Source organism: Escherichia whittamii, from assembly GCF_014836715.1.
Lineage (GTDB): Bacteria > Pseudomonadota > Gammaproteobacteria > Enterobacterales > Enterobacteriaceae > Escherichia > Escherichia whittamii.
This window is the reverse complement of the sequence record NZ_JACSQI010000012.1, coordinates 93,586-119,591: the sequence shown is the minus strand read 5'-3', so window position 1 is coordinate 119,591 and position 26,006 is coordinate 93,586. Positions and strand designations below refer to the sequence as shown.

Genomic DNA, 26,006 nt, shown 5'->3' with positions numbered 1-26,006 from the left:
GCTTGTCGCCTTCCTGCAACTCGAATTATTTAGAGTATATCCATTTATTATCTTTCTGCGCACTTTACGGTGCGCAGATATCTGGAGCATTTGATGATCAAGTTATCTGATAAAGGCGTGTTTCTCGCCAGTAATAACGAAATAATTTCTGAAGAACATTTCACCGGCGAAGTAAAAAAAGAAGAAGCCAAAAAAGGCACTATTGCCTGGTCTATTCTCTCTTCTCATAATACGTCCGGAAATATGGACAAACTTAAAATTAAGTTTGATTCCTTAGCCTCACACGATATTACCTTTGTTGGTATTGTACAGACAGCTAAAGCGTCTGGCATGGAACGCTTCCCGCTGCCGTATGTACTGACCAACTGCCATAACTCACTGTGCGCTGTGGGCGGTACCATTAACGGTGATGACCATATTTTTGGTTTATCGGCGGCCCAGCGTTATGGCGGTATTTTTGTGCCTCCGCATATTGCGGTTATCCACCAATATATGCGTGAAATGATGGCGGGCGGCGGCAAAATGATCCTCGGGTCAGACAGCCACACCCGTTACGGCGCATTAGGTACAATGGCGGTCGGTGAGGGCGGCGGCGAGTTGGTAAAACAACTGCTTAATGACACCTGGGATATCGACTATCCGGGCGTTGTTGCGGTGCATCTGACCGGAAAACCTGCGGCATATGTAGGACCGCAGGATGTGGCGTTGGCGATTATCGGCGCCGTGTTTAAAAACGGCTACGTCAAAAATAAAGTGATGGAATTTGTGGGACCGGGCGTTAGCTCGCTCTCTACGGATTTCCGTAACAGCGTTGACGTGATGACTACCGAAACCACCTGTTTAAGTTCCGTCTGGCAAACCGATGAGGAAGTCCATAACTGGCTGGCGCTGCATGGTCGCGGCCAGGATTACTGCCAGCTTAACCCACAACCGATGGCGTACTACGATGGCTGCATCAGCGTTGATTTAAGTGCCATCAAGCCGATGATTGCACTGCCGTTCCATCCGAGCAACGTTTATGAAATCGACACGCTGAATCAGAACCTGACTGACATTCTGCGTGAGATTGAAATTGAGTCCGAGCGCGTGGCGCACGGTAAAGCCAAACTTTCATTGCTGGATAAAGTCGAAAATGGCCGCCTGAAAGTGCAGCAGGGGATTATCGCAGGCTGTTCTGGTGGTAATTATGAAAACGTGATCGCCGCAGCAAACGCGCTGCGCGGTCAATCCTGTGGCAATGACACCTTCTCGCTGGCGGTTTACCCGTCATCACAGCCGGTGTTTATGGATTTAGCCAAAAAAGGCGTGGTAGCAGATTTGATTGGTGCAGGTGCAATCATCAGAACCGCGTTCTGCGGCCCATGTTTTGGCGCGGGCGACACGCCAATCAACAACGGTTTGAGTATTCGCCACACCACGCGTAACTTCCCGAACCGCGAAGGCTCTAAGCCAGCTAATGGGCAGATGTCAGCGGTGGCGTTGATGGACGCCCGTTCTATCGCTGCAACAGCTGCAAACGGTGGTTACTTAACATCTGCAAGTGAGCTGGACTGCTGGGACAACGTGCCGGAGTACGCCTTCGATGTCACACCGTATAAAAACCGTGTTTATCAGGGGTTTGTGAAAGGGGCGACCCAGCAACCGCTGATCTACGGACCGAACATCAAAGACTGGCCGGAATTAGGCGCATTGACTGACAATATCGTCCTCAAAGTGTGCTCGAAGATCCTCGATGAGGTGACCACCACCGACGAACTGATTCCTTCCGGGGAAACTTCTTCGTATCGTTCAAATCCGATTGGTCTGGCGGAGTTTACCCTGTCACGCCGCGATCCTGGCTATGTTGGCAGAAGTAAAGCGACTGCCGAGCTGGAAAATCAGCGTCTGGCGGGGAATGTCAGCGAGCTGACAGAGGTGTTTGCGCGCATTAAGCAGATTGCTGGTCAGGAACATATCGATCCGCTGCAAACAGAAATTGGCAGCATGGTCTATGCAGTCAAACCAGGCGATGGTTCTGCACGTGAACAGGCGGCGAGTTGCCAGCGTGTAATTGGTGGTCTGGCGAATATTGCCGAGGAGTACGCCACCAAACGCTACCGTTCTAATGTCATTAACTGGGGGATGTTACCGCTGCAGATGGCAGAAGTACCGAGCTTTGACGTGGGGGATTACATTTATATTCCTGGCATTAAAGCGGCGCTGGATAATCCAGGTGCGACGTTCAAAGGTTATGTGATCCATGAAGATACGCCGGTAACGGAAATCACGCTGTATATGGAAAGTCTGACTGCCGAAGAGCGCGAGATTATCAAGGCGGGCAGCTTGATTAACTTCAATAAAAACCGTCAGATGTAAAAAACGCCATGTGAATGCAGGTCGCATCCGGCACTTATTTGTCGGATGCGATGCTGGCGCATCTTATCCGACCTACAAATCGTATCGATCCTGTAGGCCGGATAAGGCGTTTACGCCGCATCCGGCAAAAAGTTAATAGCTCTTACTTCTTCGCCTCTGCAACCACTTTACTACCCACGCCGCGGTTATTGTATTCCCACATGCGGTTGTAGTTAGTGTCATTCAGATTGCGCTGTACTTCGTCGCTATCGTCAACGCTACCGGTGTTCCCCGCAAACGGACGATTGGAAATCACCGCATCAGCCCACGGTTTAGCCGTGTTAAAGCCTTCGTTGATGGCGCTATCACGGATCACCACCTGGCCATTGGTATTGGCATCAACATCCAGCGAGCGGCCCAGTTGTGCGACGCCATCACCGGAAGCATTGAAACGGCTATTTACCGCGAGGAAACCGTAGTAAATATTGGACAGCGTAGCCGGTGCAAACACATACGCTTCTTGCTGAGTACGGGAGTTCACCACGCGGAATTCGGTGTTATCGAACACTACTGCGCCGCGACCAGAAACGATATCCACATCCCCTTCAATATAACTGTTAGTCACCAGGGTACGCGGCTGACGGTTAGTTTCCAGACGGTTCTGCACACCGCTGTTGGTCACAAAGAAAGTATTCTGGCGACCGAGAATATTGACGTTATTAATCTGCACTTTGTCACCATCAGTACGCAGTGCCACCGCCGGATGGTTACCCGCATCTACGCTATCCCCCAGCGTGTTTTCAATGGTCAGGTTTTGCAGTTGCAGGCCATTGTTTTGTGACCAGAAGACCGCAGAACACAGAACGCCAATGCTGTTGCTGCGTTTGCTCTGGCAGCTATCGTACATATACCACGCTGGTTTACCTGGCATATATTTGCCGCGCGGGTTGACGTCGTGACGCCAGTCGGCAGGGCTCATGCCACCATCAAGGGAAAGACCAATTTTCACATCAATCGGTTTTTCGCCTGTACCGTAGACGGTGATTCCACCCGGAGCTGCGGGGACATAGACCGTGCCTTCATACTCACCTGGCATCACGGCAATATACTGGCGTTTATTGGTACGTTTGATAATTGCCGCATCCACCGCTGCCTGAATAGTCGTGTGCGTCACACCTGGTGTACCCGCCGGTCCGACAACAAAGTCAGGTTGAGCTGGCAGAGTAATAGGTGAAGGATTCCACGCCGCAGCACCAGGCGTCAGGGACGCAAAATAGTGTTGAGCATCGAAATTCTGCGCTTCTTTTGCCGACAGAATCGGGCGAGAAGAGGTACCAGGCGCGGTTTGATCAGAAGGACGTTGATCGGGCGGAGTTGAGCTACAGGCGGTCAGCGTCACGCCAAAAGCCAGTGCCAGCGCCAGACGGGAAACTGAAAATGTGTTCACAGGTTGCTCCGGGCTTTGAAATGGAAAGAAAATGAATCCGTTGAAGCCTGCTTTTTTATACTAAGTTGAGCGAAACGGGAAGGTAAAAAGACAAAAAGTTGTTTTCAATACCTTTAAGTCATGCCAGATGGTATTGCGCCATCTGGCAGAGTATTTAACTGAACATCGCAGTAATCGAGGCACTTGCCAGAGAATGGAAATGGACGTTAAAACCGACCATCGCGCCGCTGGCACCTTCATCAACATCAATACGTTCTACATCCAGCGCGTGAACAGTAAAAATGTAGCGATGGGTTTCGCCTTTCGGCGGCGCTGCGCCATCGTACCCGGTTTTACCAAAATCGGTACGCGTCTGCAAAACACCGTCTGGCATTGCCACCAGACCAGAGCCAAACCCTTGCGGCAATACGCGGGTATCAGCAGGCAAGTTAACAACCACCCAGTGCCACCAGCCGGAGCCGGTTGGCGCATCTGGATCATAACAGGTGACAACAAAACTTTTTGTTCCCGCAGGAACATCATCCCACGCCAGATGTGGCGAAATATTATCACCATCGTAACCCATGCCGTTAAAGACATGACGATGCGGTAGCTTATCGCCATCGCGCAGATCATTACTGATGAGTTTCATGAACCCTCCCTTCTTGTTTGCAGAAAGTGTAGCCAGAAACACTCACGCTGACTGCTCGTTATTGGCAAAAAAATGTTTCATCCTGCACCGCACGGTTAACTGCTGCAGTCAGACGCTGCAGCTGCTCCGGGCGAATAATATAGGGCGGCATCAGGTATATAAGCTTGCCAAAAGGCCGGATCCAGACGCCCTGTTCGACAAAGAATTTTTGCAGTACTGCCATATTCACCGGGCGAGTGGTTTCTACTACACCAATTGCCCCCAGTACGCGGACATCGGCAACCATTTCGGCATCACGGACTGGTGCCAGTTGCTCATGTAGCTGCGCTTCAATACTTGCCACCTGCTGTTGCCATTCGCCGGATTCGATAATTGTCAGGCTGGCGTTTGCTGCCGCGCAGGCCAGCGGATTGCCCATAAAAGTTGGCCCATGCATAAAGCAGCCGGCTTCGCCGTTACTGATGGTTTCAGCGACCAGACGCGTGGTGAGCGTGGCGGAAAGGGTCATCGTACCGCCGGTTAAGGCTTTGCCGAGGCATAAAATATCCGGCGCGATCCCCGCATGTTCGCAGGCAAACAGTTTGCCGGTGCGACCAAAACCAGTCGCTATTTCGTCAGCAATCAGCAAGATACCTTCACGATCGCACATTTTGCGGATTCGTTTTAACCATTCAGGATGGTAGATGCGCATTCCGCCAGCGCCCTGAACAATCGGTTCAATGATTACGGCGGCGATATCATGACGATGCGCCGCCATCAGGCGGGCAAAGCCCACCATATCGCGCTCATCCCATTCGCCGCCCATGCGGCTTTGCGGGGCGGGAGCAAACAAGTTTTCCGGCAGATATCCCTTCCACAGACTGTGCATTGAATTGTCCGGATCGCACACCGACATCGCGCCAAAGGTATCGCCATGATAACCATTGCGGAAAGTCAGAAAACGCTGGCGCGCTTCACCTTTGGCCTGCCAGTACTGCAACGCCATTTTCATCGCCACTTCCACCGCCACGGAACCGGAGTCTGCGAGAAAAACGCATTCCAGCGGTTGCGGCGTCATCGCCACCAGTTTGCGGCACAGCTCAATGGCTGGCGCATGGGTGATACCGCCAAACATCACATGCGACATGGCATCAATTTGCGACTTCATTGCGGCATTAAGCTGCGGGTGATTGTAGCCGTGGATCGCCGCCCACCAGGACGACATACCGTCAACCAGGCGTCTGCCGTCAGACAAAATCAACTCGCAACCTTCTGCACTCGCCACCGGATAAACCGGCAGCGGGGAGGTCATGGATGTGTACGGATGCCAGATATGGCGTTGGTCAAAGGCAAGATCGTCCGTTGTCATAATCGACTTGTAAACCAAATTGAAAAGATTTAGGTTTACAAGTCTACACCGAATTAACAACAAAAAACACGTTTTGGAGAAGCCCCATGGCTCACCGCCCACGCTGGACATTGTCGCAAGTCACAGAATTATTTGAAAAACCATTGCTGGATCTGCTGTTTGAAGCGCAGCAGGTGCATCGTCAGCATTTCGATCCTCGTCAGGTACAGGTTAGTACTTTGCTGTCGATTAAAACCGGCGCCTGTCCTGAAGATTGCAAATACTGTCCGCAAAGCTCGCGCTATAAAACCGGGCTGGAAGCCGAACGGTTGATGGAAGTTGAGCAGGTGCTGGAGTCGGCGCGCAAAGCGAAGGCGGCGGGATCGACGCGCTTCTGCATGGGCGCGGCGTGGAAAAATCCCCACGAGCGCGATATGCCGTACCTGGAACAAATGGTGCAGGGGGTAAAAGCAATGGGTCTGGAAGCGTGTATGACGCTGGGCACATTGAGCGAATCTCAGGCGCAGCGCCTCGCGAATGCTGGACTGGATTACTATAACCACAACCTCGACACCTCGCCGGAGTTTTACGGCAATATTATCACCACACGTACTTATCAGGAACGCCTCGATACGCTGGAAAAAGTGCGCGAAGCCGGGATCAAAGTCTGTTCAGGCGGCATTGTGGGCTTAGGTGAAACGGTGAAAGATCGTGCCGGATTATTGCTGCAACTGGCGAATCTGCCGACGCCGCCGGAAAGCGTGCCAATCAACATGCTGGTGAAGGTGAAAGGCACACCGCTGGCCGATAACGAGGATGTCGATGCCTTTGATTTTATTCGCACCATTGCGGTGGCGCGGATCATGATGCCGACTTCCTATGTCCGCCTTTCTGCCGGACGCGAACAGATGAACGAACAGACCCAGGCAATGTGCTTTATGGCCGGGGCTAACTCGATTTTCTACGGCTGCAAACTGCTGACCACGCCGAATCCGGAAGAAGATAAAGACCTGCAACTGTTCCGCAAACTGGGACTGAATCCGCAACAAACCGCCGTGCTGGCGGGCGATAACGAACAACAGCAGCGTCTGGAGCAGGCACTGATGACCCCGGATACCGACGAATATTACAACGCGGCAGCACTATGACCTGGCAGGAGAAAATTGATGCGGCGCTTGATGCGCGGCGTGCTGCAGATGCCCTGCGTCGCCGTTATCCGGTGGCGCAAGGGGCCGGACGCTGGCTGGTGGCGAATGATCGCCAGTATCTGAACTTTTCCAGCAATGATTACCTCGGTTTAAGCCATCATCCGCACATCATCCGTGCCTGGCAGCAGGGTGCAGAAAAGTTTGGTGTCGGTAGCGGCGGCTCCGGGCATGTTAGCGGTTATAACGTGGCGCATCAGGCGCTGGAAGAGGAACTGGCGCAGTGGCTGGGCTATTCGCGTGCGCTGCTGTTTATCTCCGGTTTTGCTGCTAACCAGGCGGTCATTACCGCGATGATGGCGAAAGAGGACCGTATCGTTGCCGACCGCCTTAGCCATGCCTCATTGCTGGAGGCCGCCAGTTTAAGCCCGGCGCAGCTTCGCCGTTTTGCCCATAACGATGCCGCTCATCTGGAACGTCTGCTTGCTAGCTCCTGTCCGGGGCGGCAACTGGTGGTGACAGAAGGCGTGTTTAGTATGGACGGCGATAGTGCGCCGCTTACGGAAATTCAGCAGGTAACGCATCAGCAAAACGCCTGGTTAATGGTCGACGATGCCCACGGTACCGGGGTTATCGGTGAGCAGGGGCGAGGCAGCTGCTGGCAGCAAAAGGTGAAGCCGGAACTGCTGGTGGTCACTTTTGGCAAAGGATTTGGTGTCAGCGGGGCGGCGGTGCTTTGCTCCGATACCGTGGCGGATTATCTGCTGCAATTTGCCCGTCATCTTATCTACAGCACCAGCATGCCGCCCGCTCAGGCGCAGGCATTGCGTGCATCGCTGGCGGTTATTCGCAGCGAAGAGGGAGATGCACGGCGCGAAAAACTGGTGGCACTGATCGCACATTTCCGTGCCGGAGTGCAGGGCTCGCCATTTACTCTTGCTGATTCACGTAGCGCCATCCAGCCATTAATCGTAGGCGATAACAGTCGTGCATTACGACTGGCAGAAAAACTGCGTCAGCAAGGTTGCTGGGTAACGGCGATTCGCCCGCCAACCGTCCCCGTCGGCACTGCGCGACTGCGCCTGACGTTGACTGCGGCCCATGAAACACAGGATATCGACCGCCTGCTGGAGGTGCTGCATGGCAACGGTCAATAAACAAGCCATTGCGGCGGCATTTGGTCGGGCAGCCTCACAGTATGAGCAACACGCAGAGTTACAGCGCCAGAGCGCCGATGCCTTGCTGGCAATGCTCCCGCAGCGTAAATACGCCAGAGTGCTGGACGCTGGCTGTGGACCTGGCTGGATGAGCCGCCACTGGCGCGAGCATTGTCAGCAAGTCATGGCGCTCGATCTTTCGCCGACGATGCTTGCGCAGGCGCGCCAACAAGATGCCGCAGATTATTATCTGGCGGGCGATATCGAATCCTTACCGCTGGCGAACGAGACGTTTGATCTGGCGTGGAGCAACCTTGCCGTGCAGTGGTGTGGTGAGTTATCCACGGCATTATGCGAGCTTTGCCGAGTAGTACGCCCCGGCGGCGTGGTGGCGTTTACCACCCTGGCGCAGGGTTCGCTCCCTGAATTACATCAGGCGTGGCAAGCGGTAGACGAACGCCCGCATGCCAATCACTTTTTACCGCCCGCTGACATTGAACAGGCGCTGAAAGGTTTTCGTTATCAACACAATATGCAACCTGTCACGCTGTGCTTTGATGATGCGCTCAGTGCCATGCGTTCCCTGAAAGGCATTGGCGCAACGCATCTTCACGAAGGGCGCGACCCGCGAATATTAACGCGTTCACAGCTACAGCAACTGCAACTGGCCTGGCCGCAAAAACAGGGGCGATATCCTCTGACTTATCATCTTTTTTTGGGAGTGATTGCTCGTGAGTAAACGCTATTTTGTTACCGGAACAGACACCGAAGTGGGGAAAACCGTCGCCAGTTGTGCGCTTTTACAGGCCGCGAAGGCGGCAGGCTACCGGACGGTAGGTTACAAACCTGTTGCCTCCGGCAGTGAAATAACGGCAGAAGGATTACGCAATAGCGACGCACTGGCGTTGCAACGCAACAGTAGCCTGCAACTGGATTACGCCACGGTAAATCCTTACACCTTCGCAGAACCCACCTCGCCGCATATCATCAGCGCGCAAGAGGGCAGGCCGATTGAGTCATCAGTAATGAGCGCCGGATTACGCGCACTTGAACAACAGGCTGACTGGGTGTTAGTGGAAGGTGCAGGAGGCTGGTTTACGCCGCTTTCTGATTCTTTCACTTTTGCGGATTGGGTAACGCAAGAACAACTGCCAGTGATACTGGTTGTGGGCGTGAAACTCGGTTGTATTAATCACGCGATGCTGACCGCACAGGCTGTACAGCAAGTCGGACTTACCCTTGCAGGGTGGGTAGCGAACGATGTCACTCCACCGGGCAAACGTCATGCTGAATATATGGCCACGCTCAAGCGGATGATTTCCGCACCGCTGCTTGGGGAGATCCCGTGGCTTGATGAACCCCCTGAAAACGCGCTAACCGGAAAGTACCTCAATCTCACCGCATTGTTGTAGCAATATATTTGGTTAAAGTGCGAGCGAGATCGCGTCGTCTGTTGCCTGCAATTTAACCAATTAAATTTTAAAAGAATCGAGAAAAAATATTTACGCCCACAATATGCGGTTAGTGTGGGAATTGCCCAGGCGGCAGGGCATACGGGCTGCAGGCAGTTATCCACTATTCCTGTGGATAACCATGTGCATTAGAGTTAGAAAACGCGATGCAAGCGAGAGAATACGCGGCTTGCACGCGAATTGACGCGAAAGAAGGCTTGGGAAAATATTTGTTATTTTTCAATTAATTAAATAAAAGCAATGGCAGTCATGAAAGTGACATCTCTTGCCATAAATCCGTCATCAGTCATCTTGACAATTGTTAAAAAAGCCGTTGCTTTGGGGATAACCCCGCAAGCCTGGAGTTTTATCTCGTCACTGAGCAAATTATGCTCATGATTGACACTTTCGTTGACGATGTAACAGAAATAATGTGGCGTGAAACTGTTTTTTTATCCAGTATAATTTGTTGGCATTATTAAGCACGACGAGTAAAATTACATACCTGCCCGCCCACTCCTTCAGGTAGCGACTCATGAGTAAACCGTTCAAACTGAATTCCGCTTTCAAACCTTCTGGCGATCAGCCTGAGGCAATTCGACGCCTCGAAGAGGGACTTGAAGATGGCCTGGCTCACCAGACTCTACTTGGCGTAACGGGCTCCGGGAAAACATTTACCATCGCTAACGTCATCGCTGACCTTCAGCGCCCGACGATGGTGCTGGCGCCCAACAAAACGCTGGCGGCCCAGTTGTACGGCGAGATGAAAGAATTTTTCCCGGAAAATGCGGTGGAATACTTCGTCTCTTACTATGACTACTATCAGCCGGAAGCCTATGTGCCGAGTTCTGACACCTTCATTGAAAAAGATGCCTCGGTAAACGAACATATTGAACAGATGCGGCTTTCAGCGACTAAAGCTTTGCTGGAGCGCCGCGATGTGGTGGTGGTCGCCTCTGTTTCAGCCATCTACGGTCTGGGCGACCCTGACTTATATCTTAAGATGATGCTGCATCTGACGGTCGGCATGATTATCGATCAGCGCGCGATTCTGCGGCGTCTGGCGGAACTGCAATACACCCGCAACGACCAGGCGTTCCAGCGCGGGACTTTCCGTGTTCGCGGAGAAGTGATTGATATTTTTCCGGCGGAGTCCGACGACGTTGCGCTACGTGTTGAATTGTTCGACGAAGAGGTAGAGAGGCTGTCGCTTTTCGACCCGTTAACAGGGCAGATTATCTCAACCATTCCCCGCTTTACCATCTATCCGAAAACACACTACGTTACCCCGCGTGAGCGTATTGTGCAGGCAATGGAAGAGATCAAAGAAGAGCTGGCCGATCGGCGCAAAGTGCTGCTGGCAAATAACAAGCTGCTGGAAGAACAACGCCTGACTCAGCGTACCCAGTTTGATCTGGAGATGATGAACGAGCTGGGTTATTGCTCAGGCATTGAAAACTATTCGCGCTTTCTTTCCGGTCGTGGACCCGGTGAGCCACCGCCGACGCTGTTTGATTATCTACCCGCCGATGGTCTGTTGGTGGTCGATGAATCCCACGTGACTATTCCGCAAATTGGCGGCATGTATCGAGGCGATCGGGCGCGTAAAGAGACGCTGGTAGAGTACGGTTTCCGCCTGCCCTCGGCGCTGGATAACCGTCCGCTGAAGTTCGAAGAGTTCGAGGCATTAGCACCGCAAACCATCTATGTTTCTGCGACCCCCGGTAATTACGAGCTGGAGAAATCCGGTGGCGACGTGGTGGATCAGGTGGTGCGTCCAACAGGACTGCTGGACCCGATTATCGAAATGCGCCCGGTAGCGACCCAGGTTGATGATCTTCTTTCAGAAATTCGCCTGCGGGCGGCAATTAACGAACGCGTACTGGTCACGACGTTGACTAAGCGGATGGCGGAAGATCTCACCGAATATCTGGAAGAACACGGTGAACGCGTGCGTTATCTTCACTCGGATATCGACACCGTCGAGCGTATGGAAATCATCCGCGACTTGCGTCTGGGCGAGTTCGATGTGTTGGTTGGCATCAACTTACTGCGCGAAGGTCTGGATATGCCGGAAGTCTCGCTGGTGGCGATCCTCGATGCCGACAAAGAAGGCTTCCTGCGTTCAGAACGTTCGCTGATCCAGACCATTGGTCGTGCAGCGCGTAACATCAACGGCAAAGCGATTCTCTACGGCGACAAGATAACCCCGTCGATGGCGAAAGCGATTGGCGAAACGGAACGTCGTCGTGAGAAACAGCAGCGGTACAACGAAGAGCATGGTATTACGCCACAAGGGCTTAACAAGAAAGTGGTCGATATCCTGGCGCTGGGGCAGAACATTGCTAAAACCAAAGCGAAGGGCAGAGGAAAATCGCGCCCGATTGTCGAACCGGATAATGTGCCGATGGATATGTCGCCTAAAGCGTTGCAGCAGAAAATCCATGAACTGGAAGGTCAGATGATGCAACACGCGCAAAACCTCGAATTCGAAGAGGCGGCACAAATTCGTGATCAGTTGCATCAGTTGCGTGAGTTGTTTATTGCAGCTTCGTAACAGGATAGCGAAGAAGACAGATGACAAATGAAAAACAGCCTGATGCGCTACGCTTATCAGGCCTACATTTTCTCTGCAATATATTGAATTTGCGCGGTTTGCACGCCGCATCCGGCATGAACAACGCGCGCTTTGTCAGCAATCTGAAGCCGGAATGTTCTTCCGGTTTTCCGTTAACCCAACGCCTGTAATGCCTTTTCCAGCGCGTTATGTAACAACTGGCGGTCATGACGATAGGGAATATCGCTGGCCTCCAGTACGTCCTGAATGACTAATCTGTCGTTAACCATAGAAACATCCACCTTCGGTCCGACAATTACCGCATCAATCACCTTTTTACCGACATACTGCTCCATAATCGCCAGCTTGTTTTCCAGCTTCAGATTCGCCGCAGGCAGGCTTAATTCTCTTCCCAAATTGCCAATATAAACCATCGGGGCTGGAGAGCGGCGTAGCGCCTGTGCCATTTCCTCAAGCAGCAGGATTGGCATCAGGCTGGTATAAAAACTCCCAGGCCCGATAATTATCAGGTCAGCCTCATTGATCGCCAGCACCGCTTCACGAGTGGCAGGTACGTTGGGGGTTAAAAGTAGTTCCTGAATCGGCGTAGTTAACTGATCGATATTGACCTCGCCGTAAACTTCGTGTCCCTGATCATCAATGGCCATCAGATCAACGGGATGCTCTGACATCGGAATTAATTGCGCGTCTACTTTCAGCAGATTACGAATCAAATTGATGGCTTCCAGAGGCCGCACGCTAAGGTGATCCAGCGCCTTTAACATCAAGTTTCCAAGGTTATGCCCGGAAAGTTCGCCATTACCGCCAAAACGGTATTCAAACATCGCGGAAGCGACGCTCGGTTCCGTTATCAGCTGGTTTAGACAGTTGCGCATATCGCCCCAGGCAATACCGCCTTCCGAGCGACGAATACGTCCCGTCGAACCACCATTATCAGTAGTGGTTACGATGCCCGTTAAACGAGAACCTAAAGACGAAAGTGATGAGAGAACGCGTCCCAGTCCATGCCCCCCGCCGAGAGCAACGACACGATCAAGGTCAGCCAGCGTACGATTGCGCATATACATTCCTGAAGTCAGATTATCCGCGCTACAGTAGCGCAAATTACGGGGAGACAGCAATTAGCCTGCCAATATTGAGGATACAACTCATGGTTTTCTACCTCCAAAGGATGATACTCGCTCTGCATCCCTGATGATGTATATCAAAGTAAAACCGCCATTTTCCCTTATTCTGTAGCGAAATAGGCCGATCATGACGCTATATACATGATTACATAGCGAAAAGGGTGAATGGTAAAAATCTCATTTACGCGCTAGTATCGGCATAACCACTAAACACTCTAGCCTCTGCACCTGGGTCAACTGATATGGTGCTTTGGCCGTGACAATGCTTTGAAAGGTTGCCACCAGGGCGAAGGAAGAAATGACTTCGCCTCCCGTATCTGGAAAGGTGTACATGGCTTCACAACTGACTGATGCATTTGCGCGTAAGTTTTATTACTTGCGCCTGTCGATTACCGATGTGTGTAACTTTCGTTGCACATATTGTCTGCCGGATGGCTACAAGCCGAGCGGCGTCACCAATAAAGGCTTTCTGACCGTCGATGAAATTCGCCGGGTTACACGCGCCTTTGCCAGTCTGGGTACCGAAAAAGTCCGTCTGACAGGCGGTGAGCCGTCTTTACGTCGCGACTTTACCGATATCATCGCCGCTGTACGAGAAAACGATGCTATCCGCCAGATTGCGGTCACCACTAATGGTTACCGTCTGGAACGCGACGTGGCGAACTGGCGCGATGCCGGGCTGACGGGCATTAACGTCAGCGTTGATAGCCTCGATGCCCGTCAGTTTCATGCTATTACCGGTCAGGATAAATTCAACCAGGTAATGGCGGGCATCGATGCCGCATTTGAAGCCGGTTTTGAGAAGGTCAAAGTCAATACCGTGCTGATGCGCGATGTCAATCATCACCAACTCGACACCTTTCTGAACTGGATCCAGCATCGCCCTATCCAGTTGCGTTTCATCGAACTGATGGAAACAGGCGAGGGCAGTGAACTCTTCCGTAAGCACCATATTTCTGGTCAGGTTCTGCGTGACGAGCTGCTGCGTCGCGGCTGGATCCATCAACTGCGTCAACGCAGCGACGGCCCGGCGCAAGTCTTTTGTCATCCGGATTACGCCGGAGAGATCGGCCTAATCATGCCGTATGAAAAAGACTTCTGTGCCACCTGCAACCGTCTGCGCGTCTCCTCCATTGGTAAACTCCACCTCTGCCTGTTTGGTGAGGGCGGCGTTAATCTGCGCGATCTACTGGAAGATGATACCCAGCAACAGGCGCTGGAAGCGCGTATTTCAGCGGCGCTGCGGGAGAAAAAACAGACCCATTTCCTGCATCAAAACAACACCGGTATTACGCAAAACTTATCGTACATTGGCGGTTAAAACGTCAAAAGGAGAGATCAGATGAGTCAGGTAAGCACTGAATTTATCCCGACCCGTATTGCTATTCTTACGGTTTCTAATCGTCGCGGTGAAGAAGACGATACCTCCGGTCACTATCTGCGCGATTCTGCGCAGGAAGCGGGCCATCATGTTGTAGATAAAGCTATTGTCAAAGAAAACCGCTACGCCATCCGTGCTCAGGTATCTGCGTGGATAGCCAGCGACGATGTACAAGTGGTGTTGATTACTGGCGGTACTGGCCTGACTGAAGGCGATCAGGCACCTGAAGCATTGCTGCCGCTGTTCGACCGTGAAGTCGAAGGTTTTGGCGAAGTGTTCCGTATGCTGTCGTTTGAAGAGATTGGCACCGCAACGTTGCAATCCCGTGCGGTAGCGGGCGTCGCTAACAAGACGCTGATTTTCGCCATGCCTGGTTCAACCAAAGCGTGTCGCACCGCCTGGGAAAACATCATCGCGCCGCAGCTGGACGCCCGTACGCGTCCGTGCAATTTCCATCCACATTTGAAGAAATAAGTATGTCGCAACTGACCCATATCAACGCCGCTGGCGAAGCGCACATGGTGGATGTCTCCGCCAAAGCGGAAACCGTACGTGAAGCGCGAGCTGAAGCTTTTGTCACCATGCGCAGCGAGACGTTGGCGATGATCATCGATGGTCGCCACCACAAAGGCGACGTGTTTGCTACTGCGCGTATTGCCGGTATTCAGGCAGCAAAACGCACCTGGGATCTGATCCCGCTGTGTCATCCGCTGATGCTCAGTAAAGTCGAAGTCAATTTACAGGCCGAGCCGGAGAATAATCGGGTACGTATTGAAACACTTTGTCGCCTGACCGGGAAAACCGGTGTCGAAATGGAAGCATTAACGGCGGCCTCCGTGGCCGCGCTGACTATCTACGATATGTGTAAAGCGGTGCAAAAAGATATGGTGATTGGTCCGGTACGTTTGCTGGCGAAAAGTGGCGGCAAGTCAGGTGACTTTAAGGTGGAAGCGGATGATTAACGTTCTTTTTTTCGCCCAGGTGCGCGAGCTGGTGGGGACCGATGCAATCGAAGTGGCTGCGGAGTTCCCAACCGTAGAAGTATTACGTCAACACCTGGCTGCGCAGAGCGATCGCTGGGCGCTGGCGCTGGAAGATGGCAAATTACTGGCTGCCGTCAACCAGACGCTGGTGAGTTTTGACCATCCGCTGACTGACGGCGACGAAGTGGCTTTCTTCCCGCCGGTAACCGGAGGATAAGATGGCAGAAACTAAAATTGTTGTCGGACCGCAGCCGTTCAGCGTAGGGGAAGAGTACCCGTGGCTGGCGGAGCGTGACGAAGACGGTGCAGTGGTCACCTTTACCGGAAAGGTGCGCAACCATAACCTGGGGGACAGCGTAAAAGCATTAACCCTCGAACACTATCCGGGGATGACTGAAAAAGCACTGGCAGAAATCGTTGATGAAGCGCGTAACCGCTGGCCGCTGGGAAGAGTAACGGTTATTCATCGCATTGGCGAATTATGGCCGGGTGATGAAATCGTTTTTGTCGGCGTTACCAGTGCGCATCGCAGCAGTGCGTTTGAAGCCGGGCAGTTTATTATGGATTATCTCAAAACCCGCGCGCCGTTCTGGAAGCGCGAAGCCACGCCGGAAGGCGACCGCTGGGTCGAAGCCCGGGAGAGCGATCAGCAGGCGGCAAAACGCTGGTAGTTTTTAGTATGCCGGATACCGCACAGTTGCATCCGGCAATTTCTCCGCTCTGGACATGCGTTTACGCGGCGTCGATGCACACCCTCCTCATTTGCAGTATCCTTAAGATATTCCTTATATCTTCAGGAGAAAGTCATGGACAGATTCCCACGTTCTGATTCAATCGTACAAACCCGAGCTGGCCTGCAAACCTATATGGCACAGGTCTATGGCTGGATGACAGTGGGCTTGCTGCTTACTGCATTTGTTGCCTGGTATGCGGCCAATTCCGCCGCCGTTATGGAGCTGTTATTCACCAACCGCATCTTTTTAATTGGTCTGGTAATAGCGCAATTAGCTCTGGTTATTGTGTTATCAGCGATGATTCAAAAGCTGAGTGCAGGCGTGACAACCATGCTCTTTATGCTTTATTCGGCGTTGACTGGCCTGACGCTTTCCAGTATTTTCATTGTCTATACTGCTGCCTCTATCGCGAGTACCTTCGTCGTTACTGCCGGGATGTTCGGCGCAATGAGCCTGTATGGTTACACCACGAAACGCGATTTAAGCAGCTTCGGCAATATGCTGTTTATGGCGTTAATCGGTATTGTCATCGCCTCGCTGGTGAACTTCTGGCTGAAAAGCGAGGCATTAATGTGGGCAGTCACCTACATCGGCGTGATTGTCTTTGTTGGACTGACGGCGTATGACACTCAGAAACTGAAAAATATGGGCGAGCAGATTGATACCCGTGACACGTCGAACCTGCGTAAATACTCCATTCTTGGTGCGTTAACCTTGTATCTGGACTTCATCAACCTGTTCCTGATGTTGCTGCGGATATTTGGCAACCGCCGTTAATTCTTTTTTCACCATCAATATCCCGGCCAGGTGCCGGGATTTTTTTCGGATTTTATAAAGACTATTCCGCTCATTTACATGAGAATTGAATCGCCACAAATGCCAGACTATGTCCACTGCATCATTTCAGGGACAGATAACGCATTTGAACAGACGATCCTCTGCTACTCAATTACAGCAAAAAAGCGCTTTGCCCAGCAAAATGCTGCCCCTCATTTGGTGGCGGTTGTCGCTGCTAGTTTAGCGTCTGTGTCTGTCATAAATAAAAAGGTTTATGAAATGTTCAAAGATAAAAATATAGCAGAAGATATCAGCGCATTAATGCTCGACATTGGTTCTAAATTAGATGCGTCAGTATCACGTGTTCAGCAAACTTGCGATGAATCTGAGCTTAATACTTATCGTTCTGCCGTTGGTGAAATAATGGGGCGCATGCTAATCGACATCATGAACCCCATCTATAAACAGCATCCCGAACTTAAACCAAAAGAAGTTAACTGAACATCACATCGCCGCTTCATTTTTCGCCCGTAGCTTCTTCGCCTGACTTTCCAGTACCAGATAGCAAATCAGCGCCAACAGCAGCGGGATAAAGTAGTACAGGACACGGTAAGCGAGCAGGGCAGCGATAATCGTGCCTTTTGATGTATGCTCTCCTGCCAGTAGCGCGATAAACACCGCTTCCAGCACGCCAATACCCGCCGGAATATGCACAATGACGCCGGCAATACTGCTAACCAGTAACACGCCTAAAACAAAGAAATAGTTCACGTTTTGACCGAGTAACAGCCAGATAATCGCTCCCATTACCATCCAGTTAACGCTGGAAATCAGCATCTGCGCCAGGGCAAATTTCCATGAAGGTAGCACCAGCTTTTGCCCCTTGATGGTCATATGGCGGTGCTTCGCGAACGCGCAAAACCACAAATAAACCGCGATAATCATCAGTAAGCCAATGCCGAGAATACGCAGCGTGGTTTGATCGATATACCAATGCTCCGGCAGTTCCACCATGCCTGCGGTAAAGATAATCCCCGCCAGTAAAATATAGCCCATCCAGTTGGTGGTAATACTCAGCGAGAAAATCCGTGTGATAGTGCTACCGGGCAATCCCAGACGAGAGTACAAACGATAGCGCATACCAATGCCGCCGACCCAGGTACTGAGCGTCAGGTTGAAGGCGTAGCAGATAAACGACACCAGCATCACCTGGCGCTTCGCCAGTTTGTGACCACAGTAGAAGCGGGCGAGCAGGTCATAGCAGCCGTAAATCAGATAACTGACGACCACCAGCCCAACCGCACTGAGCAGCGCAACGCGATTGTAGTCGCGGATGACCTTCCAGACCTCTTCCCAGTCTACCTTTTTGGCATAGACCACCAGCAACACAATCACCGCGATAAAAAACAGCCAGGTGAGGATCTTCTTTGTCCGGCGCCAGCGTGGATGCGATTTACTCATCAGGGTTTTATCCCCGTGTTTTCCGTTTCTACCCGATCCTGCGTTTCCATTGCTGGTTGTGCGGGGGGATCAACCTGTGCCAGATGCGGTGTATGCGCCGGAAGCCAGCCCACCAGCGCCGGGAAATGGCGCAAAAAGTGGAACGCCAGCACGCTTTTGCTCAGGTTCCACCAGGTGCGTTTCGGCAGCATAGTTTCATCCACCAGCTGACAGTCGGCAGCGATGATGCTGTTAAGATTGTCGCGCAGCGTCTGGTTAAATTTTCGATCGTGAATGATGACGTTTGCTTCGAGATTTAGCGACAAACTGAGCGGATCGAGATTACTGGAACCTACCGTTGCCCAGTGATCGTCCATCAATGCCACTTTGCCGTGGAGCGGGCGGCGACGGTACTCAAACACCTGAACACCGCCTTTAACCAGATAGTTATACAGCAAGCGCGCGCCGACTCTGACAATGGGCATATCCGGTTCGCCCTGAATAATCAGTTTGATCCGCACTCCGCGCCGCGCCGCTTTACGCAAGGCGTGTAAAAACCGATAGCCAGGGAAGAAGTAGGCGTTGGCGATAATCACTTCCCTCCGTGCCTGAGTGAGCATTTTCAGATAGTGACGTTCAATATCGCTGCGATGTTCTTCGTTATCGCGCCAGACCAGCAATACCTGCGCTTCTCCCGGCTGGCGGTTTTCTTCCGCTTTGTGATGACGTCGCCACCAGCGCCGTGCTGCGCTTTGCCCGGGCAGATTTTCCAGTTCAAATTGCAAAATATCTTCAACAATCGGCCCTTCCAGACGTACCGCGTAATCCTGTTTAGCCTCTGGACCGTAGCTGGACATATGCTCGGCGGAGTAATTCAGTCCACCAATAAAGGCGATACGTGCATCGATCACCACAATTTTGCGATGCATCCGGCGGAATACATTAGTACGCATACCGAACAGGCGAGGGCGGGGATCGTAATAACGAAATATCACGCCAGCCGCAGTCAGTTCATTGACAAACTCATCGCTGAGATCCGGCGAACCGTAGCCATCCAGCAAAACTTCCGCTTTAACTCCACGTTGCACCGCCGCCAGCAGTGCCGCATGCAGTTGTTTACCGACGTCATCCTCGAACCAGATAAACGTTTCAAGGATGATGCGTTCTTGCGCCTCATCAATCGCTTTAAATACAGCGGGATAATATTGCTCGCCGTTTTCCAGCAACTGGATCTTATTGCCTTCGCGCCAGCTACATTTCATAAATGAATCTCCGCACTCAAAGGAGCATGGTCAGAAAGATGTCGCCAGGTCCGCAGCGGCAACGCCGTTGGCGCGCTGGCGCTGGCATTTTTGACATAGATCCTGTCCAGTCGTAGTAGGGGAAATTGCACCGGAAACGTGCGCGCCGGGCGTCCGTGGGCGCGGGTAAATATCTCATCCAGCCCGGCATGGGCCTTCAACGGATGATTGGCTTTTTGCCGCCAGTCGTTGAAATCACCCGCCACTAAAACGGGTTCGTCGGGCGGAAGCTGGTTTACCCATTCGGCAAGCATCGCAAGTTGCGCCTGACGGTGCGCCTCTCGCAAACCGAGATGTACGCACATCACATGAATCGCTTTTCCGGTCATTGGCGGCACAATGCGGCAGTAGAGCACGCCACGTTTTTCCGCGCCATCGACCGAAACATCGCGATTCTCATAATGTTCAATGGGATAGCGTGACAGTACCGCGTTGCCGTGATGCCCTTCCGGATACACAGCATTGCGGCCGTAGGCAAAATCGCTCCACATGGTGTCGGCGAGAAACTCGTAGTGAGATGTGTCGGGCCAGTTTTCTACACGCAGCGGATGAACTTCGTGCGCGCCCATCACTTCCTGCAGGCAAACAATATCGGCGTTGACGGTGCGCACGGCGTCGCGAAGCTCCGGCAAAATGAAGCGTCGGTTAAACGCGGTAAAACCTTTGTGAATATTGATGGTGAGCACCTTGAACGAAAAGTGTTGTGTTTGATCGGGCATAATTTTCCTGTCTTTGCCTCTTATCTCATTGAAATAGTGTAGTCGGCGTCACAAAAAGGTGCGGTCTTACGGAATTTTCCGTAAAGTTCGGTACTCTGAGTTAGTAGAGATAAATTCTTCAGGAGAGAAGCCATGAAGTGGCAACAACGTGTTCGTGTCGCAACTGGCCTAAGTTGCTGGCAGATTATGTTGCATTTACTGGTAGTGGCGCTGCTGGTGATGGGCTGGATGAGTAAAACTCTGGTTCACGTCGGCGTGGGATTATGCGTGCTGTATTGTGTCACCGTGGTGATGATGCTGGTGTTTCAGCGTCATCCCGAGCAACGCTGGCGAGAGGTGGCGGATGTGCTGGAAGAGCTGACCACCACCTGGTATTTTGGCGCGGCGCTGATTGTGTTGTGGCTGTTGTCCCGCGTACTGGAAAACAACTATTTGCTGGCCGTTGCAGGGCTGGCGATCCTTGCCGGCCCGGCGGTAGTGTCGTTACTGGCGAAAGATAAAAAATTACATCACCTTACGTCTAAACATCGCGTACGCCGCTGACCCTGTCGTGGCCGTTATGACCAATAGCGGCCACAAGCTGTTCCACACAATATCCAGACTCGCATCCTTCAAATAAATCTGCTTGGTAATGTCCGTAAAGTGGCGAATAGGGTTAATCCACGTCAGGTTTTGCAGCCACACAGGCATGTTCTCCACCGGCGAAACGTAACCGGAAAGCAGAATGGCGGGCATCATAAAGACGAACACGCCGATAAACGCCTGCTGTTGCGTTGAGCAGAGTGACGAAATCAACAGACCGAATCCCACCAGCGATAAACCGTAAATCACCATCGTAAAGTAGAACAGGGCCAGCGATCCGGCGAAGGGGATTTGATATGCCCAGATACCAATGGCCAGCACAATGGTCGCCTGGAATGTGGCGACAATTAACGCCGGTACGGCTTTGCCGATAAATATCTGCCAGGTAGTGAGCGGCGAAACCAGGAGCTGATCGAGCGTACCTTGTTCACGTTCGCGGGCGACGGAAAGTGAAGTGACGATCATCACGCCAATAGTGGTGATCATGGCAATCAGCGACGGCACCACGAACCATTTATAGTCGAGATTTGGGTTATACCAGTTGCGTACCACCAGCTCGCTGTTGTTTGGCTTCGGTTTTCCTTCCAGCAGCTCCTGCTGATAATTTTTGACGATCTGTTGCAGGTAGTTGGCGGCGATTTGCGCACTGTTGGAGTTACGCCCGTCGAGAATCAACTGCAACGGCGCGGTCTGGAAGGTATCCAGTTTGCGCGAGAAGTCAGCCGGAAAACGCACCAGCAGTAGCGCCTTTTGTGTGTCGATTGTCGGGCGGATCTCCCGTGGACTTTTCAACAGCAGCACGTGGGTAAAGGCGCTGGCTCGGGCAAAACGCTGGGTCAACTCCACCGAATGTGCGCCGTTATCTTCGTCGTAGATGGCGATGGTGGCGTTGGTCACTTCCAGTGTGGCGGCGAACGGGAACAGAATTACCTGAATCAGCACGGGTAAAATCAGAATCGCACGCGTTTGCGGTTCGCGCAGCAATGACTGTAACTCTTTGCGGATTAACGTCCATAAGCGATGAAACATGCTCTTCTCCCTAATCCAGCCGACGTTTGGTTTTCAGCCACGTCAGGCCGATAAACATCACCGCCGAAGCGATCAAAAACAGCACATTCACCACCAGCACCACCGGAATATTCCCGGCGAGGAACAGGCTTTGCAGGGTGCTGACGAAGTAACGTGCGGGAATAATGTACGTCACCGCGCGGATCACCGCAGGCATACTGTCGATCTGAAAAATAAAACCAGAGAGCATAATCGACGGCAGGAAAGCGGCGTTCAGTGCCACCTGAGCGGCGTTGAACTGGTTGCGAGTAATCGTGGAAATCAGCAGCCCCATCCCCAGGGTACTGAGCAAAAACAGACTGGTGATAAAAAACAGGATCAGCAGCGACCCTCGATACGGCACGCCGAGAATAAACACCGACACCAGCATACACAGCAGCATCGCCAGCATGCCGAGGAAGTAATAAGGGATTAGCTTACACAACAGCAGCTCCGTGCGGGTAATCTCGGTGGAGAGCAGAGCCTCCATGGTGCCGCGTTCCCATTCCCGTGCCACCACCAGCGAGGTGAGGATCGCGCCGATGACCGTCATGATAATGGTCACCGCACCGGGGATAATAAAGTGCTGGCTAATCGCCGCCGGGTTAAACCAGTAGCGGGTTTGTACATCAATAAGCGGTTCAAAAGTCTGCCCGTTGTCCTCCGCTCGCTGCATTTGCCAAATCTGCCAGATCCCTTCGACATAGCCCTGCACAAAGTTAGCGGTGTTTGGCTCGCTGCCGTCGGTGATCACCTGAATCGGCGCGGTAGCGTTGGCGCGCTCCATCTGTTCGGCGAAATCCACCGGAATCACCACCAGACCGCGAATTTTCCCCGCCTGCATTTTGGCGATCAGTTCCTGACGGTTATCGCTGATAGTGGCGTCAATATAGGGCGAACCAGTCATAGTGTGGGTGAAATCCAGCGCCGCTTCGCTACGCTGTTCCAGCAAAATCCCGACCCGCAGCTTGCTGGAATCGAGGTTAATGCCGTAGCCAAAAATAAACAGCAGTAACAGCGGGATCACTACCGCAATCAGCCAGCTACTCGGATCGCGAATGATCTGCCGCGTCTCTTTGACGCACAGCGCCCGCACACGACGCCAGGAAAGGATCGGATTACTCATTGCTATGCTCCTTATCCCAGTCGTGGATCAACTGAATAAAAGCCTGCTCCATGGTGGGATCGGGTTGCTCATCGTTAGCCGACTGCGCTTTCAAATCGTCCGGCGTACCGCTGGCAATCAGCTTCCCGCGATACACCAGACCGATGCGGTCGCAATATTCCGCTTCATCCATAAAGTGGGTAGTGACCATCACCGTGACGCCTTTCTCTACCATGCTATTGATATGCAGCCAGAACTCGCGGCGGGTGAGGGGATCGACGCCAGAAGTTGGTTCATCGAGAAACAGAATGTCCGGTTCGTGCATTAGCGAGCAGGCCAGCGCCAGACGCTGTTTAAAACCTAAGGGCAGTTCATCAGTGGCGTGCGAGGCGATACTTTTCAGGCCGAATGCCTCACTCATACGGGTGATTTTTTCGTTCTGCGCCCGACCGCGTAAGCCATACACGCCGGAGAAAAAGCGTAAATTCTGTTCGACGGTCAGGTTGCCATAGAGCGAAAATTTTTGCGCCATATAGCCGAGATGCTGGCGCGCTTTACCGGAACTCTCTTTCAGATCCATTCCCAGCACCAGCGCCTGGCCGGAGGTCGGCACCAGCAAGCCACACATCATCTTAAAAGTGGTCGATTTCCCTGCGCCGTTTGGCCCGAGCAAACCAAAGATTTCACCGCGTTTGACGGCAAAATTAACATGATCGGTGGCGGCAAAATCGCCAAACTTTTTGGTCAGTTCTTTCGCTTCGATCACCGTCTCGTCGGGTGTACCTTCTACCGTATGCAATATTGCGCCCAGCGGGGATTCCGAGGTTCCAGCTCCGCCCAGCAAATCAATAAACGCATCTTCAAAGCGGGGCGAGGTTTGGCTGATGTCGATTTCCGGCATCCCGTCGGCGTGGCGAATATCGTCTGGTGTGGCTTCTTTTTTGAGGATCAGACGCACCGATTTCCCCTGAATCATGCCGTCGCTGACCTGCGGCAGTTTCAGTGCGCGCTGTAGTAGTTTGCGGTTGCCCTCGTGCGGGCTGGTCATCAGAAAGCTACGTCCGGCCATGGTTTGCGTCAGGGCCGTCGGTTCTCCCTGATATAACAGCTCGCCTTCGTTCATCAAAAGCACGTCGCGGCACTGTTCGGCTTCGTCGAGGTACGAAGTACTCCAGAGAATTAACATTCCTTCGCCTGCCAGTTCGTGCACCATCTGCCACAGCTCGCGCCGTGAGATGGGGTCGACGCCGACGCCAGGTTCATCGAGCAGCAACACTTTCGGTTCGCCCACCAGGGTACAGGCCAGGCCGAGTTTTTGCTTCATCCCGCCGGAGAGCTTGCCCGCCAGGCGCCCGGTAAACGGGCCAAGAGAAGTAAATTCCAGCAGGCGAGCAAAAGTCTGATTCCGCGCTTCACCGGTGACGCTGCGCAAATCCGCGTACAGATTGAGGTTTTCCATCACCGTGAGATCTTCATACAGACCGAATTTCTGCGGCATATAGCCGAGCACGGCGTGCAGCGCAGCGTCGTTTTTGATCGGATCAAAGCCAATCACGGTAGCACTGCCGCTGTCAGGTTTCAGTAATCCTGCCAGCATCCGCATCAGCGTGGTTTTGCCCGCACCGTCCGGCCCCACCAGCCCCGTCACATAACCGGCGTGAATGGTACAGTCGAGCGGCGCGACGGCGGGCTTGTCCATGCCCGGAAAGCGTTTTTCCAGGCCGTTTAGCGTGATAACGGCATCATTCATGTCCTGCCTCGTCACCGAATTGCACCGTTACTGGCATTCCCTGGCGTAACGCATCATCGGCGTCGGTCACCACAATACGCAGGCGATAGACGAGGTCGGTACGCAGATCCGGCGTTTCGACGGTTTTCGGGGTAAATTCAGCGGTTGGCGAAACGAAACCAATCTGCCCGTGATAGGGCTTGTCCGGACGACCATCGGTATAGAGCAGCACTTTGCGCCCTGGCTGGGCCTGGTCAAGATTACGTTCATCAACATAAGCGCGCACCCACACCGGACGCGTCAGTGAGACGGTAAACACCGTGCCGCCTTCATTGAGCACCGTACCAGGCTCTACCGCGCGGGTTAACAGCGTGCCATCAGACGGTGCGACCAGCGTCGAGTCCTGTAAATTCAACTCTGCCTGCGCCAGTTGCGCCTGCGCCTGTTCGAGGCTGGCTTTCGCCTGGGCGATATCCTGTTCGCGGTTACCGGAACGGTACTGACGTAATTTATCCTGAGCTGATTTCAGCGTTGCCTGCGCCTGGTCGCGCGAGGAGCGCGCATTTTCCAGGTCGTTTGCCGAAATGGTGCGGCTTTTCCACAACCCTTGCTGGCGGTTATAGAAGTTCTGCGCATAGTCATAAGCGGCCTGCGCCTGTTTTACGGCGGCGGCGGCCTGAGCGATTTCTTCGTCGCGATAACCGGCCAGCATCAGGTCGTACTGCGCCTGCGCTACCGAAACGCCTGCTTTCGCCTGCATCAGGGCAATTTCATACGGCTTATGATCCAGTTCGCCCAGCACCTGGCCCGCTTTGATGGCATCACCTTCGTCCACCGCCAGCGACTCAACGCGACCACCGACACGGAAGCTAAGATTCACCGTACGAATATCCACGTTGCCATACAGCGTCAGGCCGTTATCCTGGCGGCTTTGATACCACCAGTAGCCTCCGGCAACCACGGCGGCAAGCACTACTACCGCCAGTCCAATCACGACAGGTTTTTTCATCA

Annotated in this window: 25 protein-coding genes and 1 riboswitch; of the genes, 14 read left to right on the top strand and 11 right to left on the bottom strand. The window is 52.8% G+C overall.

Translation table 11 applies throughout. The features are described from left to right. The first annotated feature begins 93 nt into the window (after positions 1–93). Positions 94–2,355, top strand: a complete 2,262-nt coding sequence (locus H9644_RS17300) for a hydratase (protein ID WP_191775620.1) — start codon at positions 94–96, stop codon at positions 2,353–2,355. 142 nt (positions 2,356–2,497) lie between these two features. Here the strand turns inward: H9644_RS17300 and H9644_RS17295 are convergent, their stop codons facing one another. The 3 genes from H9644_RS17295 to bioA form a co-directional block, all read right to left on the bottom strand. After that, entirely contained in the window at positions 2,498–3,781 is a 1,284-nt protein-coding gene (locus H9644_RS17295) for a putative acyl-CoA thioester hydrolase (protein ID WP_191775618.1), read from the bottom strand. 154 nt (positions 3,782–3,935) lie between these two features. Further along, entirely contained in the window at positions 3,936–4,412 is a 477-nt protein-coding gene (locus H9644_RS17290; RefSeq protein ID WP_000767391.1) for a kinase inhibitor, read from the bottom strand. A gap of 58 nt (positions 4,413–4,470) precedes the next feature. After that, a complete protein-coding gene (bioA, locus tag H9644_RS17285; protein WP_074399642.1) occupies positions 4,471–5,760 on the bottom strand; it encodes an adenosylmethionine--8-amino-7-oxononanoate transaminase in 1,290 nt (429 codons plus the stop codon). A gap of 86 nt (positions 5,761–5,846) precedes the next feature. Between bioA and bioB the strand changes: the two genes are divergently transcribed. The 5 genes from bioB (at position 5,847) to uvrB (ending at position 12,049) form a co-directional block, all read left to right on the top strand. Beyond that, positions 5,847–6,887 (top strand): biotin synthase BioB, encoded by a 1,041-nt coding sequence (gene bioB / locus H9644_RS17280; RefSeq protein ID WP_064530083.1) that lies wholly within the window; start codon positions 5,847–5,849, stop codon positions 6,885–6,887. Then, on the top strand, positions 6,884–8,041 hold the full coding sequence (bioF, locus tag H9644_RS17275; protein ID WP_191775616.1) for an 8-amino-7-oxononanoate synthase: 1,158 nt from the start codon (positions 6,884–6,886) through the stop codon (positions 8,039–8,041). The genes bioB and bioF overlap by 4 nt, the downstream gene beginning before the upstream one ends. Then, positions 8,025–8,780, top strand: coding sequence for a malonyl-ACP O-methyltransferase BioC (gene bioC, locus H9644_RS17270; RefSeq protein ID WP_064530085.1), 756 nt, complete (start codon positions 8,025–8,027; stop codon positions 8,778–8,780). Before bioF ends, bioC begins: the two co-directional genes overlap by 17 nt. Next, positions 8,773–9,453, top strand: a complete 681-nt coding sequence (gene bioD, locus H9644_RS17265) for a dethiobiotin synthase (protein WP_064530086.1) — start codon at positions 8,773–8,775, stop codon at positions 9,451–9,453. Before bioC ends, bioD begins: the two co-directional genes overlap by 8 nt. 574 nt (positions 9,454–10,027) lie before the next feature. After that, positions 10,028–12,049 (top strand): excinuclease ABC subunit UvrB, encoded by a 2,022-nt coding sequence (uvrB, locus tag H9644_RS17260; RefSeq protein ID WP_191775614.1) that lies wholly within the window; start codon positions 10,028–10,030, stop codon positions 12,047–12,049. Positions 12,050–12,222: 173 nt separating this feature from the next. On the opposite strand, the gene yvcK is transcribed toward uvrB, so the two are convergent. Then, positions 12,223–13,131: a uridine diphosphate-N-acetylglucosamine-binding protein YvcK gene (yvcK, locus tag H9644_RS17255; RefSeq protein ID WP_064530088.1), complete on the bottom strand. Its 909-nt coding sequence runs from the start codon at positions 13,129–13,131 to the stop codon at positions 12,223–12,225. A 265-nt stretch (positions 13,132–13,396) separates the two neighbouring features. Beyond that, positions 13,397–13,541: riboswitch (molybdenum cofactor riboswitch) on the top strand. Here yvcK and moaA point away from each other — a divergent pair. From moaA to H9644_RS21990, 7 genes are all read left to right on the top strand, one after another. Continuing rightward, on the top strand, positions 13,529–14,518 hold the full coding sequence (gene moaA, locus H9644_RS17250; protein WP_001295301.1) for a GTP 3',8-cyclase MoaA: 990 nt from the start codon (positions 13,529–13,531) through the stop codon (positions 14,516–14,518). It overlaps the preceding riboswitch by 13 nt. 21 nt (positions 14,519–14,539) lie before the next feature. Beyond that, positions 14,540–15,052: a molybdenum cofactor biosynthesis protein B gene (gene moaB / locus H9644_RS17245; RefSeq protein ID WP_000084634.1), complete on the top strand. Its 513-nt coding sequence runs from the start codon at positions 14,540–14,542 to the stop codon at positions 15,050–15,052. Positions 15,053–15,054: 2 nt separating this feature from the next. Next, on the top strand, positions 15,055–15,540 hold the full coding sequence (gene moaC, locus H9644_RS17240; protein WP_064530089.1) for a cyclic pyranopterin monophosphate synthase MoaC: 486 nt from the start codon (positions 15,055–15,057) through the stop codon (positions 15,538–15,540). Then, complete coding sequence (gene moaD / locus H9644_RS17235; RefSeq protein WP_191775612.1) at positions 15,533–15,778, top strand: molybdopterin synthase sulfur carrier subunit; 246 nt, start codon at positions 15,533–15,535, stop codon at positions 15,776–15,778. Before moaC ends, moaD begins: the two co-directional genes overlap by 8 nt. 1 nt (position 15,779) lies before the next feature. Beyond that, complete coding sequence (moaE, locus tag H9644_RS17230; protein WP_000852287.1) at positions 15,780–16,232, top strand: molybdopterin synthase catalytic subunit MoaE; 453 nt, start codon at positions 15,780–15,782, stop codon at positions 16,230–16,232. Between the two features lie 135 nt (positions 16,233–16,367). After that, positions 16,368–17,072 (top strand): Bax inhibitor-1/YccA family protein, encoded by a 705-nt coding sequence (locus H9644_RS17225; protein WP_191775609.1) that lies wholly within the window; start codon positions 16,368–16,370, stop codon positions 17,070–17,072. Between the two features lie 99 nt (positions 17,073–17,171). Continuing rightward, on the top strand, positions 17,172–17,573 hold the full coding sequence (locus H9644_RS21990) for a hypothetical protein (RefSeq protein WP_225221433.1): 402 nt from the start codon (positions 17,172–17,174) through the stop codon (positions 17,571–17,573). Between the two features lie 3 nt (positions 17,574–17,576). Here the strand turns inward: H9644_RS21990 and H9644_RS17215 are convergent, their stop codons facing one another. From H9644_RS17215 to H9644_RS17205, 3 genes are read right to left on the bottom strand one after another with little or no spacing between them, the layout of a single operon-like run. Further along, positions 17,577–18,533 (bottom strand): lysylphosphatidylglycerol synthase domain-containing protein, encoded by a 957-nt coding sequence (locus H9644_RS17215; RefSeq protein ID WP_191775607.1) that lies wholly within the window; start codon positions 18,531–18,533, stop codon positions 17,577–17,579. Continuing rightward, a complete protein-coding gene (gene clsB / locus H9644_RS17210; RefSeq protein ID WP_191775605.1) occupies positions 18,533–19,774 on the bottom strand; it encodes a cardiolipin synthase ClsB in 1,242 nt (413 codons plus the stop codon). Before clsB ends, H9644_RS17215 begins: the two co-directional genes overlap by 1 nt. After that, positions 19,771–20,532 (bottom strand): endonuclease/exonuclease/phosphatase family protein, encoded by a 762-nt coding sequence (locus H9644_RS17205; protein WP_191775603.1) that lies wholly within the window; start codon positions 20,530–20,532, stop codon positions 19,771–19,773. The genes clsB and H9644_RS17205 overlap by 4 nt, the downstream gene beginning before the upstream one ends. Before the next feature lie 132 nt (positions 20,533–20,664). Here H9644_RS17205 and H9644_RS17200 point away from each other — a divergent pair, with 132 nt between their 5' ends. Further along, positions 20,665–21,075, top strand: a complete 411-nt coding sequence (locus H9644_RS17200; protein WP_064530095.1) for a YbhQ family protein — start codon at positions 20,665–20,667, stop codon at positions 21,073–21,075. Here H9644_RS17200 and H9644_RS17195 read toward each other — a convergent pair. The 4 genes from H9644_RS17195 to hlyD are packed head-to-tail and all read right to left on the bottom strand — an operon-like array spanning position 21,037 to position 26,004. Continuing rightward, positions 21,037–22,143 carry an ABC transporter permease gene (locus H9644_RS17195; RefSeq protein WP_191775600.1) on the bottom strand — a complete coding sequence of 369 codons (1,107 nt, stop codon included), beginning with the start codon at positions 22,141–22,143 and terminating at the stop codon, positions 21,037–21,039. The genes H9644_RS17200 and H9644_RS17195 overlap by 39 nt on opposite strands. 10 nt (positions 22,144–22,153) lie before the next feature. Further along, positions 22,154–23,287 carry an ABC transporter permease gene (locus H9644_RS17190; protein ID WP_000070112.1) on the bottom strand — a complete coding sequence of 378 codons (1,134 nt, stop codon included), beginning with the start codon at positions 23,285–23,287 and terminating at the stop codon, positions 22,154–22,156. Continuing rightward, complete coding sequence (locus H9644_RS17185; protein WP_191775598.1) at positions 23,280–25,016, bottom strand: ATP-binding cassette domain-containing protein; 1,737 nt, start codon at positions 25,014–25,016, stop codon at positions 23,280–23,282. Before H9644_RS17185 ends, H9644_RS17190 begins: the two co-directional genes overlap by 8 nt. After that, positions 25,009–26,004, bottom strand: coding sequence for a secretion protein HlyD (gene hlyD / locus H9644_RS17180; protein WP_001334148.1), 996 nt, complete (start codon positions 26,002–26,004; stop codon positions 25,009–25,011). Before hlyD ends, H9644_RS17185 begins: the two co-directional genes overlap by 8 nt. Positions 26,005–26,006 lie beyond the last annotated feature (2 nt).

What these genes read in the sequence shown, in the direction of transcription:
- moaD (WP_191775612.1), top strand. Translation starts at nt 15,533, where the DNA reads ATGATTAACGTTCTTTTTTTCGCCCAGGTGCGCGAGCTGGTGGGGACC.
- bioC (WP_064530085.1), top strand. Translation starts at nt 8,025, where the DNA reads ATGGCAACGGTCAATAAACAAGCCATTGCGGCGGCATTTGGTCGGGCA.
- bioA (WP_074399642.1), bottom strand. Translation starts at nt 5,760, where the DNA reads ATGACAACGGACGATCTTGCCTTTGACCAACGCCATATCTGGCATCCG.
- moaE (WP_000852287.1), top strand. Translation starts at nt 15,780, where the DNA reads ATGGCAGAAACTAAAATTGTTGTCGGACCGCAGCCGTTCAGCGTAGGG.
- yvcK (WP_064530088.1), bottom strand. Translation starts at nt 13,131, where the DNA reads ATGCGCAATCGTACGCTGGCTGACCTTGATCGTGTCGTTGCTCTCGGC.
- H9644_RS17200 (WP_064530095.1), top strand. Translation starts at nt 20,665, where the DNA reads ATGAAGTGGCAACAACGTGTTCGTGTCGCAACTGGCCTAAGTTGCTGG.
- H9644_RS17185 (WP_191775598.1), bottom strand. Translation starts at nt 25,016, where the DNA reads ATGAATGATGCCGTTATCACGCTAAACGGCCTGGAAAAACGCTTTCCG.
- moaA (WP_001295301.1), top strand. Translation starts at nt 13,529, where the DNA reads ATGGCTTCACAACTGACTGATGCATTTGCGCGTAAGTTTTATTACTTG.
- moaB (WP_000084634.1), top strand. Translation starts at nt 14,540, where the DNA reads ATGAGTCAGGTAAGCACTGAATTTATCCCGACCCGTATTGCTATTCTT.
- H9644_RS17190 (WP_000070112.1), bottom strand. Translation starts at nt 23,287, where the DNA reads ATGAGTAATCCGATCCTTTCCTGGCGTCGTGTGCGGGCGCTGTGCGTC.
- bioF (WP_191775616.1), top strand. Translation starts at nt 6,884, where the DNA reads ATGACCTGGCAGGAGAAAATTGATGCGGCGCTTGATGCGCGGCGTGCT.
- H9644_RS21990 (WP_225221433.1), top strand. Translation starts at nt 17,172, where the DNA reads ATGCCAGACTATGTCCACTGCATCATTTCAGGGACAGATAACGCATTT.
- H9644_RS17225 (WP_191775609.1), top strand. Translation starts at nt 16,368, where the DNA reads ATGGACAGATTCCCACGTTCTGATTCAATCGTACAAACCCGAGCTGGC.
- H9644_RS17215 (WP_191775607.1), bottom strand. Translation starts at nt 18,533, where the DNA reads ATGAGTAAATCGCATCCACGCTGGCGCCGGACAAAGAAGATCCTCACC.
- uvrB (WP_191775614.1), top strand. Translation starts at nt 10,028, where the DNA reads ATGAGTAAACCGTTCAAACTGAATTCCGCTTTCAAACCTTCTGGCGAT.
- bioB (WP_064530083.1), top strand. Translation starts at nt 5,847, where the DNA reads ATGGCTCACCGCCCACGCTGGACATTGTCGCAAGTCACAGAATTATTT.
- H9644_RS17205 (WP_191775603.1), bottom strand. Translation starts at nt 20,532, where the DNA reads ATGCCCGATCAAACACAACACTTTTCGTTCAAGGTGCTCACCATCAAT.
- H9644_RS17300 (WP_191775620.1), top strand. Translation starts at nt 94, where the DNA reads ATGATCAAGTTATCTGATAAAGGCGTGTTTCTCGCCAGTAATAACGAA.
- hlyD (WP_001334148.1), bottom strand. Translation starts at nt 26,004, where the DNA reads ATGAAAAAACCTGTCGTGATTGGACTGGCGGTAGTAGTGCTTGCCGCC.
- clsB (WP_191775605.1), bottom strand. Translation starts at nt 19,774, where the DNA reads ATGAAATGTAGCTGGCGCGAAGGCAATAAGATCCAGTTGCTGGAAAAC.
- moaC (WP_064530089.1), top strand. Translation starts at nt 15,055, where the DNA reads ATGTCGCAACTGACCCATATCAACGCCGCTGGCGAAGCGCACATGGTG.
- H9644_RS17195 (WP_191775600.1), bottom strand. Translation starts at nt 22,143, where the DNA reads ATGTTTCATCGCTTATGGACGTTAATCCGCAAAGAGTTACAGTCATTG.
- H9644_RS17290 (WP_000767391.1), bottom strand. Translation starts at nt 4,412, where the DNA reads ATGAAACTCATCAGTAATGATCTGCGCGATGGCGATAAGCTACCGCAT.